Below are 18,613 nucleotides of genomic sequence, written 5' to 3'. Positions count from 1 at the left end.
ATGAGCACCGACCTCGCCGACCTGCTCGGAACGCAGGAGACGGCCGCCCTTGAGTTCAAGCGGGAGGCAAGGGACCGCAACGCCATCCGCAAGGCGATCTGTGCGCTTGCCAATGATCTTGCGCAGGTGGGCGGGGGCGACCTGCTTGTCGGAGTCGACAGGGACGGCGAGCCGGTCAACGGCGTCGACACCTCGGACGAAGCATTGCTAACCTTCACCAGCATCCGGGATGAGGGGCGCATCCTCGACCGTCCCTCGATCGTGGTCACCGTCGAGCCGTACCGGGGGAAGCCGGTGATCCGGGTACGGGTGAATGCCGCGCACACGCCGCCCGTCCGATTCGACAACGTCGTCTACGTCCGTCCCGGTCCGTCCACCCGGGCGGCCACCAGCGACGACGAGCGGATTCTGACCGAGCGGCGGCGAGCCTACGACACCCCCTTCGATGTCCGTCCGGTGGTCGGTGGAAAGCTGGACGAACTCGATCTTGAGCTGTTCCAGACCGAATACCTTCGGCAGGCCGTCGACCCCACCGTGCTGGCGGAGAACCACCGTCCTACCGAACAGCAGCTTGCGTCGCTGCGGCTTGCCGACCTCAGCGGCGCACCGACAGTGCTCGGCCTGCTGCTCGTCGGTGTCGACCCCACCAACCGCATACCAGGGGCGTACGTGCAGTTCGTGCGGTACGAGGGGACGGACGTCGGCGGCGCGGTGCTGGACGAGCAGGAACTTCGGCTCAACGTCATCAACGCCGCCGAGCGCCTCGAAAGTCTGCTCAAAGGCCACCTGAGGACCCGGTTGGTCGAGGTGAGCGGCTTTCGCGAAGAGGCCCGGCCGAACTATCCATTCGACGCACTCCGGGAGGTTTGCATGAACGCGCTCATGCACCGAAACTACGAGTCGTCGAATGCTCCGGTGCGCGTTGCGTGGTTCGATGACCGGATCGAGGTCACCAACCCCGGCGGGCCATTCGGGCAGGTCCGGGCCGACAACTTCGACCGCGTCAACGACTACCGCAACCCCTCGCTTGCCGCCGCGATGAAATCGCTCGGCTACGTCAATCAGTTCGGTCGCGGCATCGGGCGGATCAGAGCTGCGCTCGCCAGGAACGGCAATCCACCGCCCGAGTTCCTTATCGAGGACGCGTCCTGGACCGTCATGCTCAGAGGTGCAGCATGATTTCGGTTGCGCTCTTCAACAACAAGGGTGGTGTTGGCAAGACCACCCTCACATACCACCTGGCGCACATGCTCCAGCGTCTCGGACACCGAGTCCTGGCTGTCGACCTGGATCCACAGTCGAACCTGACAGCAGCTTTCCTTGACGAGGACGAGCTCGCGACCCTCTGGCAGGAGAACCATCAGGTTGATTGGCCGCTGCTCGACGGACAGCAGAAACTCCTGCTGCGTGTCAACGGCGCATCTGGAACCGTCGCCTCGGCTGTCGCGCCCATCATGAGAGGATTGGGGGACGTTCGTTTTGCGGATCCGGTTGTGATCACGGATGGGCTATCGCTGGTTCCAGGGGATCTGAATCTCAGTGCCTTTGAAGACAAGCTGTCCGCGGCCTGGCCCAACAGCTTGATCGGTGATCATGCGGCCCTTCGGACGACGACTGCCTTCTATCGTCTGATTCGCGACGCGGGGACGCGGACTGGCGCAGATATTGCGCTGCTGGACGTTGGTCCTAACCTGGGTGCCATCAACCGTGCCGCGCTTCTTGCGGCAGACACGGTGCTGATGCCGCTGGCGGCGGACCTGTTCTCACTGCGTGGTCTGCGCAACCTGGGGCCGGCACTCAGGGAGTGGCGGCGTATCTGGCAGAGCAACGTCCTCCAGCATGTGCCGCCGGACATTCCAGCGCCGCGAGGCACCATGACACCGCTCGGGTACGTGGTGATGCAGCCCAAGATGAGGCTCGATCGCCCGGTCAAGGCGTACCAGCGGTGGCTGGAGAGGGTTCCCACGGTTTTCGCCAACTCCGTGCTGGAGCGTACGACCAGCGACGGAACGTACGAGATCGCGACCCTGCGTAACTACCAGAGTCTTATGCCGTTGGCGCACGATGCGCGTAAGCCCATGTTTGATCTCCGGTCGGCAGACGGCGCCCTGGGCAGCACACAGACCCTCGTTCAGCGCTGCTACCAGGACTTCGAGTCGCTCAGCCGGAAGCTTCTAGCACGCCTCGACGAAGTTGGCGTGGAGCGTTGATGGATGGGGCACGCCTACTGCACCCGGTTGTACTGCACCATGTGGTGAACTCGTTGCAGTGGCCGGCGCTCCGGCCGTTACAGGAGGCTGCCGTGCGGCCGCTGCTCGACGGGTACGACGCGCTGCTGCTTGCGCCGACCGCTGGCGGCAAGACCGAGGCGGCGATGTTTCCCCTGCTTTCCCGGATGGCGCAGGAGAACTGGTCCGGGACGAGTGTGCTCTACGTATGCCCACTGAAGGCACTGCTCAACAATTTGCTGCCTCGGGTCGAGCGTTATGCCGGCTGGTTGGGGCGAAGGGCGGCGTTGTGGCATGGCGACGTGACCATGGGGCGACGCCGCACGATCCTGCGGGAGCGGCCCGATATCCTGCTCACCACCCCTGAGTCGATCGAGTCGATGCTGGTGAGCGGGGCCGTGGACCACGAGGAGTTCTTTCGCGGCGTACGGGCGATCGTGATCGACGAGGTGCATGCCTTCGCGGGGGACGACCGTGGCTGGCACCTACTGGCCGTCCTGGAGCGGCTCGGTCGGGTTGCCGGCCGTCCGATTCAGCGGATCGGCCTCTCCGCCACGGTGGGCAACCCTGACGATCTGCTGCGCTGGTTGCAGGGCTCAGGCTGGGACAAGCGGCCTGCCCGGGTAGTCGCTCCGCACCTGGCCGCGCCGGTCACCGCAGTGGCGTCAGACGACGTCGAGCTGGACTACGTCGGCTCGGTGCACAATGCGGCCCGGGTCATCGCCGCACTCCATCGTGGTGAAAAGCGGTTGGTGTTCTGCGACTCCAGGGCGCTGGTGGAGGATCTCGGACAGCGGCTGCGTGCCCTGGGAGTCAGGACGTTCCTCTCCCACGCCTCACTCGCCGTTGAGGAGAGGCGGCAGGCGGAGGAGGCGTTCGCTCAGGAGAGGGACTGCGTCATCGTCGCGACGAGCACCCTCGAACTGGGCATCGATGTCGGAGACCTCGACCGTGTCATTCAGATCGGCGCACCGCGCAGTGTCGCCGCCTTCCTCCAGCGCATCGGCCGGACCGGGCGGCGGCCCGGCAGCACCCGCAACTGTCTTTTTCTGGCCCTGGACAGCGAGGGGCTCCTGCACGCCTGCGCGCTGGCGCTGCTCTGGCGACAAGGCTGGGTGGAAGCGGTTGTTCCGCCAGCCGAACCGCGACACATCATCGCGCAGCAGGTTCTCGCGCTGGCCCTGCAACGTCACCGGATCGGCGACAAACTGTGGGCTGAGGAGTGGAACGGACTTGCACCATTCGACAAGAGCGCCGACCTCATCGTTCGGCACCTGGTCGAACACGGCTACCTTGATTCAGATTCTGGAATGCTGTTCATCGGGCCGCAGGCCGAGTTGCGATTCGGTCGGCGGCACTTCATGGACATGCTGGCGGTCTTCACCGCGCCACCGCAGTTCACCGTGCTCTCCGGTCGCACCGAGATCGGCCGTACCGATCCAGCACTGCTGACCGCGCGGGTCGAGGGCCCCCGGCTGCTTCTACTGGGCGGGCGCAGTTGGCGGGTCACATACATCGACTGGAAACGGCGCCGCTGTTTCGTCGAGCCGGCCGAGGGCGGTGGGAAGGCGCTCTGGATGACGGGCGGCACACCGCAGGGCTTGTCGTACGACATGATGCGGGCCATGCGCGACGTGCTACTCGGGGCCGACCCTTCGGTCCGGCTTACGCAACGAGCCCAAAGCCGGTTGGCGCAGTTGCGGGAGGAAGCGGAATCCCTCGTTCACCCGGGCGGCACGACGATCGTTCGGGACCGCGAGGGGGAGATCCGCTGGTGGACCTGGGCTGGTTTTCGGGCCAACGCCACCTTGATCGCAACTCTTGACGGCCTCGCCGATCCGAACCAGCGCTACGACGACGCTGCCATTCGACTGCGTTCGGATCTGGAGCGTGACGTGTGGCGTACGGCGACGGCCGACGCGTCGAACCGGCTCTGTTTGCCGGAGGTGACCGAGAAGGCCCTCGCGGGGCTCAAGTTCAGTGCCGCCCTGCCGCCAGGGCTGGCGACCGCCACGCTTGCCGCACGGCTCGCCGACGTGGACTCTGCGGTGGCCGTCCTCAAGGAGCCGGTCAGGTTCGGCTATCGGTGAGCGTCGTCGCGGATGCGGGTGGCGAGGTCGAGGGCAGCGCGGATCGGGTCGTCGGCCCAGTGGCTGGCGAAAGCGTCGTACAGTCGCCAGCCGGCCCGGGTGAGGGTGCGTTGCCGCTCCACGTGCGCGGCCACGCCGTCCGGGTGCACGCCGCACAACAAACCGACCGGGCCGTCGTCGCCGACGCAGAGGTCTACCCGCCAGCGGCCGACGGGGTAGTCGGGCCGTACGGTCAGTCCGAGCCGGGTCAGCTCGACGGCGAGCGCCCGGATCCACGGGGCCGGCTCGGCGGCTCCCGCCCCGGTCGTGCCCGGCGGTCCGGCGTGGGTGGCGTCCAGCGGTTGTTCGGCGTACCGGAGGTAGTCGCCGATGATGCCCTCGGGGGCTCGGAGCGACGTGACCACCGTGAGCTGCTTCCTGGCCCGGGTGACCAGGACGTTGAACAGGTTCGGTTCGGCGACGAACCGGTGCCGTGCCGGCGGGTCTTCGTCGACCAGCCCGAGCGTGGCGATCACCACGTCCGCCTCGCTGCCCTGGAACGCGTGCACCGTCCCGGTACGCAGGCCCAACCGTTCGATCTCGTCGACGTCGTACGCCGACAGTAGCGCCGCCTCCACCGCGTCGGCCTGCGCTCGGAACGGGCTGATCACCGCGACGCCGCCCTGCGGGGGGCGGGCCGCGAGGGTGGCGACCAGGTCGAGCACGGTCGCCACCTCGGCCTGGTTGACGCCGTCGACGACGGCGGCACCGGCGACCGGCACCACGTCGATCGCGTCGGCCCGTTCGTTGCCGGGGTGCCGGGTGACCAGTTCCAGCCGGTCGTCGTAGAACCGGCGGGCGGAGAAGCCGATCAGGTGCGGCGCGCAGCGGTGGTGTTCACCGAGCCAGGTCACGGGTGCGGCGCCGGCCGCCACGTCGAAGGCGCTGACCCGACGTACGTCGAGCCGGTCGGCGTAGCGGTCCAGGCCGTGCCGGTGCAGCGTCGCGGTCACGTCGGCGTCCGCGACGAAGGAGACGAACCGTAGCTGCCGTGGGTCGCCGGCGACCAGCGCCCGGTTGGCTCGGGCCAGCACCGGAGCGGCTCGTAGTTGATCGATGTGCGCGGCCTCGTCGAGCACCACCAGGTCGAACATGCCGGCTGCCGGTGGCAGCAGATCCTCGACGTCGGCCACCGTGCCCACCCACAGGGGCAGCGCCCGGACCAGCGCCTCGGCGTCCAGCGTGGCGAGCAGTTCCCGGCGGCGGTTGCGTCCGGCCCGCAGGGCGGTACCCAGACCGCTGGCAGCGCGCCGGGCGTCCGCGGTCCAGCGTCGCGCGCTGGCGGTCTGGTTCCGCAGCGCCGTGCCGACCGCCTGGGCGAGCGCGACGTCCGCCTCGGCCAACGCCCGCCAGGCGGCGGCCAGGTCGGTGCCGCCGTTGGCGGACAGTCGGGCGGCGGCACGTACGGCGTGTGCGGCGTCCACGGCCGCCCGTAGCTGGGACACGGGTACGGCCGGGCCGGCGCCGGTGAGCCGGTGGAGTCGATGGGTGGCGCGGGACCGGCGCCACCGGGACCACCAGCCGTCGCCACTCCGGCTCGCGGCGTGCAGGGCGGCATGGATCGCGTCGAGGTCGGTGTCCGGCTCGAACACCGCCGGGGCGTCGTGGCTCAGGGCGGGCAGCAGTGGTTGCCAGTCGGGCAGGGTGGCGGCGAGGCGTTCCTGCTCCAGCACGGCGGCGATGCCGGCCCGGACCCCGTCGGCCCGGTCTCGGGCGGCCGACACGGCGCTGGTGTCGTGGCGCAGTTGTGCGTCGTCCACGCCGACGGCGACGCCACCGGCGAGTTCGGTGGCGATGGTTCCGCGCCGCTCGGCGTCGCCGAAGAGCACCGGCGGCGGACCCGGATGCCGGCGCAACAGTTCCCCCAGCACCTCGGCGGCGTGGGTCGACTGGGTGGCCACCAGTACCGACCCACCGCGAGCCACGGTGTCCAGCGCGGCGGCGACCAGGGCGTGGCTCTTGCCGTTGCCCGGCGCGCCGGAGACCACCACCACGGGTGCCGTCCGGGTCCGCCGGATCACGTCGCGCTGCGCCTCGTTGAGCGGCAGGGGCGACAGCACCTCGCCCTCGTCGCTGGGGCCGGCTGCGACCGGATCGGCGTCGCCGTCGGTGCCGAGATAGAGCCGGCTCAGGGCGGAGTCCGCCAGCCCGGGACGGCTCGCCCAGCTCAACAGGGTGTCGCGGAGGCGACCGGCGAACACGTCGCGGGTCACGAAGAGTGCTGCCGCGGCGACCCCGGTGACGTCGTCGTCGATGCCGCGCGGCGGTCGCGAGCGGACCGTGGCCACCTTCACGCCGGCGGCCTCGGCGGCCGCGGTGATCCAGGCGGTGGTGCCGGGGGCCGTCAGCCAGCCGGGCCCGGCCAGCCCCGGTGCGGCCTCCAGCCGGGCCGCGAGTTCCCGGTCCTCGATGAGCGGGGTCAGTTCGAGGTCGCCGGCCGGCACGACCCGGTAGTCGCGTCGGCCGCGGTGCAGGCGTACTGGTTGGGCCAGCAGCGGAAGTCGGATTCGTCGCCGCGCGCCGTCCAGGTCGGCGGTGCCGACGAGAAAGGCCAGCCCGAGGCGGAGGATCCGTTCGTCGCGGTGCAGGGCGTCCAGCGCGGCGAGCCGGTCCAGTCGCGCGCCGCGTGGTCCCCGGTGCGGTTCCGGCAGCCAGACCAGCGGTCGGCCGGTTCCGGCCACGTCGAGGATCCGCTCGGCACCGGCCGGGGCCAGGTCGGCGAGCGCGGTGAGGATGGTCGCCGCGTGCATCGCCCGCAGATTCTGCCGTACGCGATCACGGTCGTGCTCCGGCCGGTGGCCACGGCCGCGCACCGGCGCCCGGGGCCGTCGCGCGGCGGCCCCTGGCCGGGCCGTGCGTCGGGCCGGAGTTACTGGCGGGAAGAACACTGGTGGGAGCCGTCGGGTGTCGACGGCTCCCACCGTGTCGGTGCAGGTGCTAGCTGGCGTACGTCTCGAACTCGGCGACCCGCGGGGTGCCGGTCGAGCTGGTGATGTCGAAGGTGATCTTGCGCAGTGACGTCGACCCGAAGCTGATGACGCCCGCGCCGGTGCCGGAGGCCAGCACCGCGCCGGTGTCGTGGTTCAGGACCCGCCAGTTACGGATGGTGCCGGCGGAGCCGGACGCCTCCCGAATGTTGATCTTCGACACCGTGGTGGCGGAGCCCCACTTGATCGAGATCTGGCCGGTGGTGCCGTTCGGCGACCAGGCGGTGTTCATGTTGCCGTCGCGCACGTCGCCGTAGCTGGTGCCGCTGGCCTTGCTGGAGCCGTCGGAGCCGGCGCCGATGCTCAGGTTGGTGCCGCTGGGCTGGCTCGGCGTCGGCGTCGGGTTGCTGGTCGGGGGCGGGGTGGTGGTGGTCGGACCGGGCGTCGGGCTGGTCGGCCCGGCGGTCGGGCTCTGCGGCGTGCAGTTGCCGTTGGAGGTACGGATGCCCTTGTTCGCGCCGGCCGTCTGGCTGACGATGCTCGGCACGCAACTGGCCGCATCGAGACGGTACGAGTACGGGATGCTGACGCTTGTGTTGGAGGTCGGGTTGGGGCCGGCCGGGTTGGTGTCGCCACTACGCGAGGACCAGGTCACGTTGTCGAAGATGTTGCCACTGACCTGCCAGTAGCCGGCCTCGTCGGTGTAGAAGGTGCCCAACACGTCCTTGGAGTTCTGGAAGTAGTTGTTGTCCACCTTGGCGCGTGCCCCGGCCCGGGAGTTGATTCCGGACTCGTTGAGGCGTACGTAGTGGTTGTTGTAGATGTGGGCGATGCCGCCGCGGAGCAGCGGCGTACGGGAGTCGATGTTCTCGTACAGGTTGTGGTGGAACGTGACGTAGCCGTTGGACCTGTCGCTCTCGCTGGATCCGATCAGGCCACCCCGACCGGAGTTGCGCAGGATGCTGTAGGACAGCGTCACGTACTGGGTGTTGTTCTTCATGTCGAACAGCCCGTCGAAGCCCTCCGACTCCCCGCCGGAGGCTTCCAGGGTGACGTGGTCGACCCAGACGTTACGGACATCGGACTCCATGCCGATGGCGTCTCCGCCGTTGGAGGTGGGTGAGCCGGACTTCTTGACGTTCCGGACGGTGACGTTCTGGATGATGATGTTGCTGGCCTCGCGGATGTGGATGCCGATCTGGTCGAAGACGGCGCCGTTGCCGACCCCGAGGATCGTGACGTTGCTGATCTGCTTGAGTTCGATCACGTCGTCGGCCGTGTTGCAGCTCGAACCGGACACCTTCGTGGTGTTGCCGTGGTTGATGGTCCCCTCGACCTGGATGGTGATCGGGGTGCTGCTGCTGGCCCGGTTGCACAGGGCCGCGTGGATCTGGGTGCCGCTGGTGGCGCGCACGGTCTGTCCGCCCGCGCCGCCGGTGGTGCCACCGTTGCCGGTCGCGAAGCCGGTGGCGCTGCCGACCGCGGCTGACGCCTGCGGCGTCGCCAGGGCCACGCAGACCGCGGCTCCCGTGGCGGTGGCGGCCAGTCCTGCGAGGAGTCGGAGTGTGACTGGTCGTCTCATCCTCGTCTCACCTTTCCTGGTTGGTGGTGGTGGAGTGGGGGTTACAGCGGTAGGCGTCCGGCGCCGGCGAGTGGGCCGACCACCAGCGGCACCAGCGGGGCCGGCAGTACCGGTCCGTGCCGCAGCGTCGGCGTCCAGCCGGCGTCAGGACTCAGGTCGGGGTCGTGTGCGGCGTTGTACGCGGCGACCAGGTCCACCGGGCGGGACGGTGCGCCGGCGGACTTGACCCAGTTGCCCCGGGTGGTGATCGCGGTGCCGCCCCAGTTGTAGAGCAGGTCGGTGGCGGTGACGCCCGCGTCGAGGGTGAAGTGGTTGTTTTCGGCGTGCACGGCCGACTGGACACCGACGCCGATGGCGTACTGGAAGCCGTCACCGCCGAGCCGGTAGGCGTTGTTGTAGACGTCCACCTGGCCGAAGCGGACCCGCGGCAACCGCTGAAGCGCGCCGTCGAACAGGTTGTGGTGCAGGGTGACGTTGAGCCGGCCGACATCCGGGCCGACGGTGTTGGACGAGCCGATCAGCATCAGCTTGTCGCGTCCCACGAAGCGGTTCCAGGATGCGGTGACCAGGCTGGCGGTGTGGGTGATGTCCAACGCGCCGTCGTGCACCTGGTAGGGCCGTCCGAAGTAGACGGGCTGGGCGCTGTCCGGGTTGTCGCCGTCGGTGAAGGTGTTGTGGTCGATCCAGACGTTCTCGCTGCGGCGCACCGAGACCAGGTCGTACTGCGAGTTCCAGTTTCCGGTCTCACCGTCGGTGGGGGACCAGGCGGGGAAGCAGTCCCGGGCGTCGTCGAAGGTGATGTTGCGGACGATCACGTTCGACGCGCGGTCGATCATCAGGGTCAGCCCGGTCAGGCGTGCTCCCCGCAGCCCGATGATCGTGGTGTTCGGGCCTACGTTGATCTGGGTCTGCTGGGTCTGGTTGGTCACCGAGCGCCGGCGAGCCTCCTCCAGCGGCCCGCTCGGCGTCACCCGGCCCCACACCGCCGGGTCGTACGCGGCCAGGAACCCCTCCAGCGAGTACCCGGGATCAGCCAGGTCGGCGCAGTCGAGCAGCCGACCGTCGGCGTCCTCGAAGCCGTCGATACCACCCTTGACGTACACGATCTTGGCGGTGGCGTTCGTTGCGTTCGTGGCGTTGTCTCCGCCGAGCGCGGCGACCAGCTCGGCGCGGCTGCTCACCACGTGGATCTGATCGGCCGAGGCGGCGGAGCCTCCGGTGGTGCCGGGACCGGCGGCGGCCCAGCCGTCACCGGCCGGGAGGGCCTGCCGGCCGAGCTGTCGGGCCATCGGTGAGAGTGGTGTGCGGTCGCCCCGTTCGTGATGGCTGCCGACCCCCGCGTCGTTCGACGGCTGCGCCAGGGCGGCGGCGGGGAGGGCGGTCAGGGCGATAATTGTCGATGCCGCGGCGGCGGCAAGTCTGCGCATCGGCTCGTTCCGTTTCCTTCGTCGTTGTTTCTTATTAATGACGAAGGTTACGTTCAGGTTTTTACGAGGGTCAATATTAATGATGTGCAGATTTGTTGCAGCTAATTGTGTCGAGTGGCATCGTCCCGACGTGTGCTGGTCGGGAAACCGCTGTTCATCGCTGCGTCTTCGATCCTGTCTGGACCGGAGATTTGCAGTTTGTTGCGGTGATGCCTCCTATTCTTGATCGATCGGTTCGGTTCGCCAAGGCGTAATCGCCCAGGGCACGCCGAGCTCCGACGGTAGTCGGCCCTCGTCGGCCACCCGACGTAGCACCTCGTTGACGCCGCGCACCCGCAGCACCCGCTGCGCGCCGGCGCCGACAGCGTCCACCAGCGCACCATCGAGCAGCGCCGGCTCGGGTGCCGCCTGCAGGGCGGTCAGGACGGCGGTGAACGGCGCGGTCCGGGCCAGCGGCGCGATCAGCGGTACCCGCGGATCGGCCCGGTGGTCCAGCAGGTTCTCCAGCAGCCCGCACCGGCCGGGCACCGCACGGGCGGTGGGTTCCCCGGGCAGCAGCAGTCGATCGGTCGGGTACTCCAGCACCGCCCGTCCGGCGTCGCCGGTCACGATCACCTCGCCGGCGATGAAGTCCTCGCCGGCCAGGGTCACCGCGGCCACGATCGGCGGACCGTGCCGCTGCCGCACCCGCAGCGCTGCGGTGTCGTCCACCTCGATCGGCCGCACCCGGTAGCGCTCCACCTCGATGCTGACCGGCTCCACCGGCCCGCCGCCGATCACCTCGGCGACCGCAAGACACTGCATGACCGCGTGCGCGAGCGGATTGGCCAGCGCACCGTCGAGCACCGGCCGCCCGTCGAGCAGCCGACGCCCGGCCCAGGGCGCGCGGGCGTAGTAGGCGTCCGGGCGCTGCCAGGCGGCCACCGTGGCGATGCCGCTGACCGCGCCCATCCGCCCGGCCGACGCCGCGTCCGTCAGCGCGGTCAGCGCCGCCGAACCGAGCGCCTGGAATCCGACCTGCACGATCCGGCCGGTGGTGGCCACCGCCCCGGACAGTTCCTCGTGCTCGGCGGTGGAGAGCACCGGCGGCTTCTCCAGCAGCACGTCCGCCCCGGCGGTCAGCGCGTCCCGGGCGATCCGCAGATGGGTGTGCGGTGGGGTGCAGATGACCACCACGTCCGGCGTGACGTCGGCGATCATCGCCCGGTGGTCGGTGAACACCGGGACGCCGGCCGGCACCGGTGCCGCCGGTTCGCACTCGATCGGCCGGGTGTCGACCAGGGCGACCAGGCGTACCCGGCCGGCCTCGTGCAGCGGCCCGATGACGCGGCGATGCCAGCGCCCGTGGCCGTTCGCCCCCACCAGCGCCACCCGGGGACTCGTCACACCGCACCGGCCAGGGTGGCGCGTGCACCGTGCTGATGCAGGTCGGTGAGCCAGGCGACCACGTCGGCGCGGACCTGCGCGTCGGCGGCCACCTCGGGCGGCACGACCTCGTCGAGGCCGAGCACCGCCTCCACCGCCCCCGCCGGGCTCTGCGGCGCGGCGGCCAGCGCGGCGCGGATCCGCTCCGCCAGCGGGTCGTCCAGCGGCAGGGCGCGACCGTCGTCGGCGCTGCCCTGGACGAACCGGATCCAGGCGGCGACGACCAGCGCCGCCCACCGGGCCGGCCGCCCGGCCGCGCGCAGGTCGGCGACCGTGTGCAGGATGCGCTGCGGCAGTTTCTGCGACCCGTCCATCGCCACCTGGAGGGTGCGGTGCCGGATCGCCGGGTTGCCGAAGCGCTCCAGCACCTGTTCGCCGTAGCCGACCACGTCCATCCCGTCGGGGGGGACGAAGCTGGCGGCCACGTCCTCGGCGATCAACCGGCGCAGCACCGTGTCCAGGTGCGGCAGCGTGAGGGCCTCCGCGATCGTCTCGCAGCCGGCCAGCGCGCCGAGGTACGCGGTGGCCGAGTGCACGCCGTTGAGGGCGCGCAACTTCAGCCGCTCCCACGGCCCCGCGTCCGCGCAGAGCACCGCCCCGGCGCGCTCCCACGCCGGCCGACCGCCGGGGAAGTCGTCCTCGATCACCCACTGGGTGTACGGCTCGGCCGCCACCGCCGCGAGATCCTCGACGCCGAGTGCCCGCTGGGCCGCGGCGAGGGTCTCCGGGGTGCTGGCGGGGACGATGCGGTCCACCATGGTGCCCGGGAAACCGACCTGCCCCTCGACCCAGTCCAGCACCTGTCGCGAGATGCCGGCGTACGCCAGGGACTGGGTCACCAGGCTCCGCAGCCGGCGGCCGTTGGCGGGCAGGTTGTCGCAGCTGACCAGGGCGATTGGCCCCGCGTCGGCGGTGGCGCGGGCCAGCAGGCCGCGCACCAGCAGCCCCGGCACGGTGGCGGGTGGCCGGTCGGTGGTCAGGTCGGCGACCAGGTCGGTGTCGGGTCGCAGCGTGCCGGCGGCCGGATCGAGTTGGTACGCCTTCTCGGTCACGGTCAGGGTGACCACCCGGATCGCCGGGTCGGCCAGCAGGGCCACCACGGCCTGCGGGTCGGCGGCGGCCAGTCGCACCCCGGCCAGTGCTCCGACCACGCGGGTGTGCTGGTCGGCGGCGGAGAGTGTGCTGACGCTGAAGAGGTTGTCCTGGGCGGCCAGGGTCGCCACCATCTCCGCGTTGCGGGGGGCCACGCCGATGATGCCCCAGTCGCCGCCGGCCAGGCCGATCGCCTGCTCGGTGTAGACGGCCTGGTGGGCGCGGTGGAAGGCGCCGAGCCCGAGGTGCACCACACCGGCCGGGACGGCGCCCGGACGGATCAGGGGACGGGCCTCCGCGGGCAACCGGCGTACCGCGCCCAGCCCGAGTCGGGACGCGCCCACGGTCACCGCCATGCCGGACCGTCCGGGAAGCGGAAGGTGGCGATCGACTCGGGGCGCATGGTGGCGCTGTAGCCGGGAGCGGCCGGCAGCAGGTAGCGCCCGTCGCGGGTGCGTACCGGGTCGACGAAGTGCTCGTGCAGGTGGTCGACGTACTCCACCATCCGTCCCTCCAGACTGGCGCCCACCCGCAGGTAGTCGAAGATCGCCAGGTGCTGCACGTACTCGCAGAGGCCGACACCACCGGCGTGCGGGCAGATCGGCACCCCGAACTTCGCCGCCAGCAGCATCTCGGCGAGCACCTCGTTCACCCCGCCGACCCGGCAGGCGTCGATCTGCATCACGCCGATCGCCTCGGCCTGCAACAGCTGCTTGAAGATGACCTTGTTGGCGGCCACCTCGCCGGTGGCGACCCGGCACCGCCCGCCGGCCAGCTCGTCCATCGCCCGGGCGATCCGGGCGTGGCCGAGGATGTCGTCGGCGTGCGTCGGCTCCTCGATCCAGTACGGGTCAACCTCGGCCAGCGCCGTCATGTTGGTGATCGCCTCGTCGACGTCCCAGACCTGGTTGGCGTCCATCATCAGCAGCGCGTCCGGGCCGATCTCCGACCGGATGATCCGGGCCCGCCGCAGGTCGTCGGCGGGCGGGCCACCGACCTTCATCTTCATCGCCCGCCACCCCTGCGCGTACGCCTCCCGGGTCAGCGCCCGGACCTTGTCGTCGGGGTAGCCGAGCCAGCCCACCGAGGTGGTGTACGACGGGAAGCCTTCGCGTTCCAGCAGCGCCAGCCGGTCGGCGAGCCCGTCGCGCCCCTTGTCCAGGATGGCGGCGGCCTCGTCGGGAGTGAGCGCGTCGGTGATGTGCCGGAAGTCGACATTGGCCACCAGTTCGTCGGTGGGCAGTTCGGCAAGGTAGCGCCACATCGGCTTGCCGGCCAGCTTGGCCCGCAGGTCCCACACCGCGTTGACAAGCGCGCCGGTGGCCATGTGGATGACCCCCTTCTCCGGGCCGAGCCACCGCAGCTGCACGTCGGCGACGAGCGAGCGCCAGAACGCCACCGGCTCGACGGTGACCTCCTGCACCGTCCGCCCTCGTACGTGGTGGGCCAGCGCGTCGACCGCGGCGCAGGTGATTTCGTTGCCACGGCCGTTGGTGAAGGTGAAGCCGGCGCCGGTCGGCCCGTCGTCGGTGCTCAACTCCACATAGGTTGCCGAGTAGTCGCCGCGGTTGATCGCGTCGGAGCCGTCGCCGCTGGCGGCGGTGGGGAACCGTACGTCGTGCACGGTCACCTCGGTGATGCTGGTCATGACTCTTCTCCGAACTTGAAGACCCGCTTCGGCAGGCGGTACGCCAGGTCGACGATGGTCTCGGCGGCCTCGTCCATGGGCAGCCGATGCTCGGCGACCAGCCGGGCCAGGAAGCCGGCATCGACGCGGCGCGCCACGTCGTGCCGGACCGGGATGGAACAGAACGCCCGGGTGTCGTCGACGAACCCGGCGGTGTTGTAGAAGCCGGCCGTCTCGGTCACCGACTCGCGGAAGCGACGCAGCACCTCGGGGGAGTCCAGGAACCACCAGGGGGCACCGAGCAGCAGCGCGGCGTACCCACCGGCCAGTGGTGCCAGCTCCCGGGTGAAGGTGTCCTCGTCGAGGGTGTAGAGCACCACCCGAAGGCGGGGGTCGTTGCCGTGCGCGTCCAGCAGCGGGGCGAGGGCGTGCACGTACTCGGTGACCTGTGGGATGTCGCCACCCACGTCACGGCCGTGTCGGGCGTGCAGCCACCGGTTGTGGTTGCGCACCGCCCCCGGGTGCAACTGCATGACCAGGCCGTCGTCGAGCGACATGCGGGCGAACTCCAGCAGCATGTGCGCCCGGAACGCCTCCGCGTCGCCCGGTTCCGCCGCGCCCCGCCGGGCCCGGTCGAACAGCGCCGCCGCGTCCGCACCGAGGTCGAGGGTACGGGCGGTGGGGTGGCCGTGGTCGGACGAGGTGGCGCCGGCGGCGATGAAGGCGGCCCGGCGCGAACGCAGGGCGGCCAGGTAGCCGGCGTACGTCCCGGTGTCCTCCCCGGTGATCTCGCCGAGCTGGTCGACGTTGCTCGACCAGCCTTCGAAGTCCAGGTCGACCACGTTGTCCGGGCGGAAGGTGGTGACCACCCGCCCGCCGGGACCGCCCCAGCCGTCGGCGGCGAGCTTGGCGTGCCGGCCCAGATCGTCCAGGGGCGACTCGGTGGTGGCGAGCACCTCGATGTTGAACCGTTCGAACAGTGCCCGCGGCCGGAAGTCGGGCTCCGCGAGCCGGGCGGCGAGGGCGTCGTACACCTCGTCGGCCGTGCCCGGGGTGAGTCGGGTGTGCACGCCGAACACCTCGGTGAAGGTCTGCTCCAGCCACAGCCGTGACGGCGTGCCCCGGAACAGGTGCCACCCGTCGGCGAAGCGACGCCAGATGCGCCGCCCGTCGGTCTCCACCGGGCTGCCGTCGCGGCTGGGCACCCCCAGCTCACCCGGGGAGACGCCCTGGCTGAGCAGCATCCGGGTCACGTAGTGGTCGGGCACGATGAGCAGCTGGGACGGGTCGGGGAACGGCTGGTCCTCGGCCAGCAGCGCCGGATCGACGTGCCCGTGCGGGGAGATGATTGGCAACTGCGCCACCAGCGCGTACAGCTCGCGGGCCAGCGCGCGTTGGCCCGGCTCGGCGGGGAGGAGCAGGTCGGGTCTGGTCGAGGTGGGCACGGGGAGCGGCTCCTGTGGTCGGTGTCAGTCGAGGGTGAGCAGGTCGGCGACCCGCACGGGTGCGCCGGTTTCGAAGGACCGGTTGGCGGCCAGGCCGGTGAGCAGGGCCAGCGCCCCGTCGCGAGCGCTGGCCGCGCGGTGCAGCGGATCGGGTACGCCACCGAACAGCACCTGAGTCATCCGAGCGTCCGCCCCGCCGTGCCCGTGCCGGGTGTAGCCGTCGACCTCGATGCGTTGCGGCGGTGACCAGAAGGGGCGCAGGGTCAGCGTGGCGGCGCCACCCTCGTCGGCGGCCTGGTCGCCGTGCAGTGCGGCGCCCTTGAGCGCACCGGCGGCGGCCGGGCTGACGAACTCGCTCTCGGTGACCTCCAGTTCGAGGCGGCCCCGGCTGCCGTTGACCATCACCCGGTATCCCTCCCAGGGCGCGTACGCCGTGAGGTGGTAGGTCATGGTCGCCCCGGTGGAGTAGGTGGCCAGCACCGCCATGTCGTCCTCGATGCTGACCCCGGGGGCGAAGACGTTCTGGTCCCGGTGGTAGCCGTCCTCGGCCTCGGCGTCGAGGTACAACTCGCGCAGTCGGGGGTGCTCGGCCAGCCGCAACGCGAACGGGTCGTCGTCGGCGGCCGGCGACGCGTGGGCCCGGTCGTAGTCCCGGGCGTAGCCGTGCCGGCGGCCGGCGGCACCGTAGAAGAACAGCCGGCCGGCGGCGTACACCTGCACGGGTGTGGCGTCCAGCCACCAGTTGACCAGGTCGAAGTGGTGGCTGGCCTTGTGCACCATCAGGCCGCCGGAGCTGGCCTTGTCCCGGTGCCAGCGGCGGAAGTAGTCGGCGCCGTGGCGCACGTCGAGCAGCCACTCGAAGTGCACCGAGCCGATCTCGCCGACCGCGCCGTCGGCCAGCAGCCGGCGCAGCTGCTCGTGCAGCGGGTTGTAGCGGTAGTTGAAGGCCACCGTCACCCGCCGGCCGGTGCGGCGTACCGCGTCGAGAATGCGCTGGCAGCGCGGCGCGTCGGTGGTCATCGGTTTCTCGGTGACCACGTCGCAGCCCGCCTCCAGCGCAGCCACCACGTACTCGTCGTGGGTGACGTCCACGGAGGTCACCAACACCACGTCGACGTGCTCCTTGGCCAGCATCGTGGCGAAGTCGCCGGCGTGGTAGGTCGGCACGGGTCGGTGGCCCAGCTCACCGAGCCACCGGTTGTGGGCGTCCATCCGGGTCTGGTTGACGTCGGCGAAGGCGACCAGTTCGACGGTGTCGGCGTGGTCGCGCACCAGCCCCCGGACGAACATCTCGGCGCGGGCGCCGGTGCCGACCACGGCGTACCGGGCCCGCCTGCCGGATTGCGGTGACACGGACCGACCCTCCTCGATCTCTCTGCAAACCTTTGCACTGAAGTAACCACGGTCGATCGGCTCGCGTCAACGAGGGCGCGAAAATCGGCGGCCTTTGCCCCGTTTGATGGGCTTAACAGGGCATGACGTGTGGCCCACCGAAACACAGCTGTAACCATCCACCGTTGACACTGGCGCAACCGTTTGCATTAATTGGCGGCACCCGTGACCGCCGACACATCGACGAAGGGGGCCTGGATGCCAGTCACCATCAGGGACGTCGCCCGGGCCTCCGGCGTGCACATCTCCACCGTCTCCCGCACCTTCTCGGCACCCCATCTGGTCAACCCCGAGACCCGGGTACGGGTGCTCGCGTGCGCCGAGGATCTGGGCTATCGGCCCAACCGCGCCGCCCGCGCACTCATCACCGGCCGCACCCACAACATCGGGCTGATCATCGCCGACATCGCCAACCCCTTCTTCCCGCCGCTGATCAAGGCGGCGGAGAGCCAGGCTCGCCACCGCGACTACCACGTCTTCGTGGCCGACACCAACGAGGACGCCGCCGCCGAGGAGGAACTGGTCCACGCCCTGGCCAAGCAGGTCGACGGGGTGCTGCTGTGCAGCCCCCGGATGAGCAACAGCCTGATCGAGCAGCTCAGTCGGGAGGTGCCGCTGGTGGTGGTGAACCGACAGCTGGCCGGGCTGCCGTGCGTGCTGATGGACGTCGGGCAAGGCGCGCGTTCGGCCATCGAGCACCTCGCCGGGCTGGGTCACCGGGAAATGGCGCTGCTGGGCGGTCCACGTGGTTCGTGGACCAGCCGGGAGCTCCGGCGTGCCGCCAGCGCCGCCGCCCGGGCCGCGGGAGCGGAGCTGACCGTGCTCGGTCCCAACCCGCCCACCGAGACCGGCGGCCTCGCCCAGGCGGAGCAGGTCCGCCGGGCCGGCGTCACCGCCGTGCTCGCCTACAACGACCTGATGGCGATCGGGCTTCTCGAAGGGCTCGACGCACTCGGGGTGCGGGTGCCACAGGAGGTCAGTGTCGTCGGTGTCGACGACATCTCCCTGAGCCGACTCACCCGCCCCAAGCTGACGACGGTGGCCACGCCAACCGCGGCCGCCGGCCGGACGGCCGTCGACATGTTGCTGCAACAAGACACCGATTTCCCGCGTACCGCGCGGGGCGGCGGTGCCACCGTGGCAGTCGGCGTCCGTCGTACCACCGCACAGGTAATGCTCCAGACCGAGTTGGTCATCCGCGACTCCACCGCGCCGGGCCCCTACGCCGGCCGGGAACGTCCCGGAACCGCTGCCGCTGGCCCGGGCCCGCATCGCCGTGCGGACCCGGGCAACCCGGTCGTGGCCGCCGGTGACGTGGTCGCCTCCTAACGCCAAGGAG

The 18,613-nt window shown here is 70.5% G+C and carries 12 protein-coding genes; 4 read left to right on the top strand and 8 right to left on the bottom strand.

What is annotated here, in order from left to right:
* Genes Vse01_RS03385 through Vse01_RS03375 form a run of 3 tightly spaced genes read left to right on the top strand, consistent with a single transcriptional unit; the run spans position 1 to position 4,318 of the window.
* Complete coding sequence (locus tag Vse01_RS03385; protein WP_093402600.1) at positions 1 to 1,179, top strand: ATP-binding protein; 1,179 nt, start codon at positions 1 to 3, stop codon at positions 1,177 to 1,179.
* Positions 1,176 to 2,210 carry a ParA family protein gene (locus tag Vse01_RS03380; RefSeq protein WP_093402601.1) on the top strand — a complete coding sequence of 345 codons (1,035 nt, stop codon included), beginning with the start codon at positions 1,176 to 1,178 and terminating at the stop codon, positions 2,208 to 2,210. Before Vse01_RS03385 ends, Vse01_RS03380 begins: the two co-directional genes overlap by 4 nt.
* The gene (locus Vse01_RS03375; protein ID WP_093402602.1) at positions 2,210 to 4,318 is read left to right on the top strand and encodes a DEAD/DEAH box helicase; all 2,109 of its coding nucleotides are present in this window, start codon (positions 2,210 to 2,212) and stop codon (positions 4,316 to 4,318) included. Before Vse01_RS03380 ends, Vse01_RS03375 begins: the two co-directional genes overlap by 1 nt.
* Here Vse01_RS03375 and Vse01_RS03370 read toward each other — a convergent pair.
* The 8 genes from Vse01_RS03370 to Vse01_RS03335 all read right to left on the bottom strand — a co-directional run bounded on the left by Vse01_RS03370 (position 4,309) and on the right by Vse01_RS03335 (position 17,235).
* Positions 4,309 to 7,107, bottom strand: coding sequence for an AAA domain-containing protein (locus Vse01_RS03370; RefSeq protein ID WP_093402811.1), 2,799 nt, complete (start codon positions 7,105 to 7,107; stop codon positions 4,309 to 4,311). The two genes, Vse01_RS03375 and Vse01_RS03370, sit on opposite strands and share 10 nt — an antisense overlap.
* A 187-nt stretch (positions 7,108 to 7,294) precedes the next feature.
* A complete protein-coding gene (locus tag Vse01_RS03365) occupies positions 7,295 to 8,866 on the bottom strand; it encodes a pectate lyase family protein (RefSeq protein ID WP_093402603.1) in 1,572 nt (523 codons plus the stop codon).
* Between the two features lie 41 nt (positions 8,867 to 8,907).
* Entirely contained in the window at positions 8,908 to 10,293 is a 1,386-nt protein-coding gene (locus Vse01_RS03360; protein ID WP_093402604.1) for a pectate lyase family protein, read from the bottom strand.
* 216 nt (positions 10,294 to 10,509) lie between these two features.
* Positions 10,510 to 11,679: a Gfo/Idh/MocA family protein gene (locus Vse01_RS03355; protein WP_093402605.1), complete on the bottom strand. Its 1,170-nt coding sequence runs from the start codon at positions 11,677 to 11,679 to the stop codon at positions 10,510 to 10,512.
* Complete coding sequence (locus tag Vse01_RS03350) at positions 11,676 to 13,166, bottom strand: mannitol dehydrogenase family protein (protein ID WP_093402606.1); 1,491 nt, start codon at positions 13,164 to 13,166, stop codon at positions 11,676 to 11,678. The genes Vse01_RS03355 and Vse01_RS03350 overlap by 4 nt, the downstream gene beginning before the upstream one ends.
* The gene (locus Vse01_RS03345; protein ID WP_093402607.1) at positions 13,157 to 14,458 is read right to left on the bottom strand and encodes an enolase C-terminal domain-like protein; all 1,302 of its coding nucleotides are present in this window, start codon (positions 14,456 to 14,458) and stop codon (positions 13,157 to 13,159) included. The genes Vse01_RS03350 and Vse01_RS03345 overlap by 10 nt, the downstream gene beginning before the upstream one ends.
* Entirely contained in the window at positions 14,455 to 15,882 is a 1,428-nt protein-coding gene (gene uxaC, locus Vse01_RS03340; protein WP_093402608.1) for a glucuronate isomerase, read from the bottom strand. Before uxaC ends, Vse01_RS03345 begins: the two co-directional genes overlap by 4 nt.
* 24 nt (positions 15,883 to 15,906) lie before the next feature.
* The gene (locus tag Vse01_RS03335) at positions 15,907 to 17,235 is read right to left on the bottom strand and encodes a Gfo/Idh/MocA family protein (RefSeq protein WP_093402609.1); all 1,329 of its coding nucleotides are present in this window, start codon (positions 17,233 to 17,235) and stop codon (positions 15,907 to 15,909) included.
* Between the two features lie 237 nt (positions 17,236 to 17,472).
* On the opposite strand from Vse01_RS03335, the gene Vse01_RS03330 reads away from it, so the two are divergent.
* The gene (locus Vse01_RS03330) at positions 17,473 to 18,603 is read left to right on the top strand and encodes a LacI family DNA-binding transcriptional regulator (protein WP_093402812.1); all 1,131 of its coding nucleotides are present in this window, start codon (positions 17,473 to 17,475) and stop codon (positions 18,601 to 18,603) included.
* Positions 18,604 to 18,613: the final 10 nt, after the last annotated feature.

Source organism: Micromonospora sediminimaris, assembly GCF_016863575.1.
GTDB lineage: Bacteria > Actinomycetota > Actinomycetes > Mycobacteriales > Micromonosporaceae > Micromonospora > Micromonospora sediminimaris.
This window is presented reverse-complemented; position numbering and strand designations above follow the sequence as displayed.

Excerpts from the sequence above, each read along its gene's own strand:
- Vse01_RS03385 (WP_093402600.1), top strand. The coding sequence starts at position 1 with ATGAGCACCGACCTCGCCGACCTGCTCGGAACGCAGGAGACGGCCGCC.
- Vse01_RS03380 (WP_093402601.1), top strand. The coding sequence starts at position 1,176 with ATGATTTCGGTTGCGCTCTTCAACAACAAGGGTGGTGTTGGCAAGACC.
- Vse01_RS03375 (WP_093402602.1), top strand. The coding sequence starts at position 2,210 with ATGGATGGGGCACGCCTACTGCACCCGGTTGTACTGCACCATGTGGTG.
- Vse01_RS03370 (WP_093402811.1), bottom strand. The coding sequence starts at position 7,107 with ATGCACGCGGCGACCATCCTCACCGCGCTCGCCGACCTGGCCCCGGCC.
- Vse01_RS03365 (WP_093402603.1), bottom strand. The coding sequence starts at position 8,866 with ATGAGACGACCAGTCACACTCCGACTCCTCGCAGGACTGGCCGCCACC.
- Vse01_RS03360 (WP_093402604.1), bottom strand. The coding sequence starts at position 10,293 with ATGCGCAGACTTGCCGCCGCCGCGGCATCGACAATTATCGCCCTGACC.
- Vse01_RS03350 (WP_093402606.1), bottom strand. The coding sequence starts at position 13,166 with ATGGCGGTGACCGTGGGCGCGTCCCGACTCGGGCTGGGCGCGGTACGC.
- Vse01_RS03345 (WP_093402607.1), bottom strand. The coding sequence starts at position 14,458 with ATGACCAGCATCACCGAGGTGACCGTGCACGACGTACGGTTCCCCACC.
- Vse01_RS03330 (WP_093402812.1), top strand. The coding sequence starts at position 17,473 with ATGCCAGTCACCATCAGGGACGTCGCCCGGGCCTCCGGCGTGCACATC.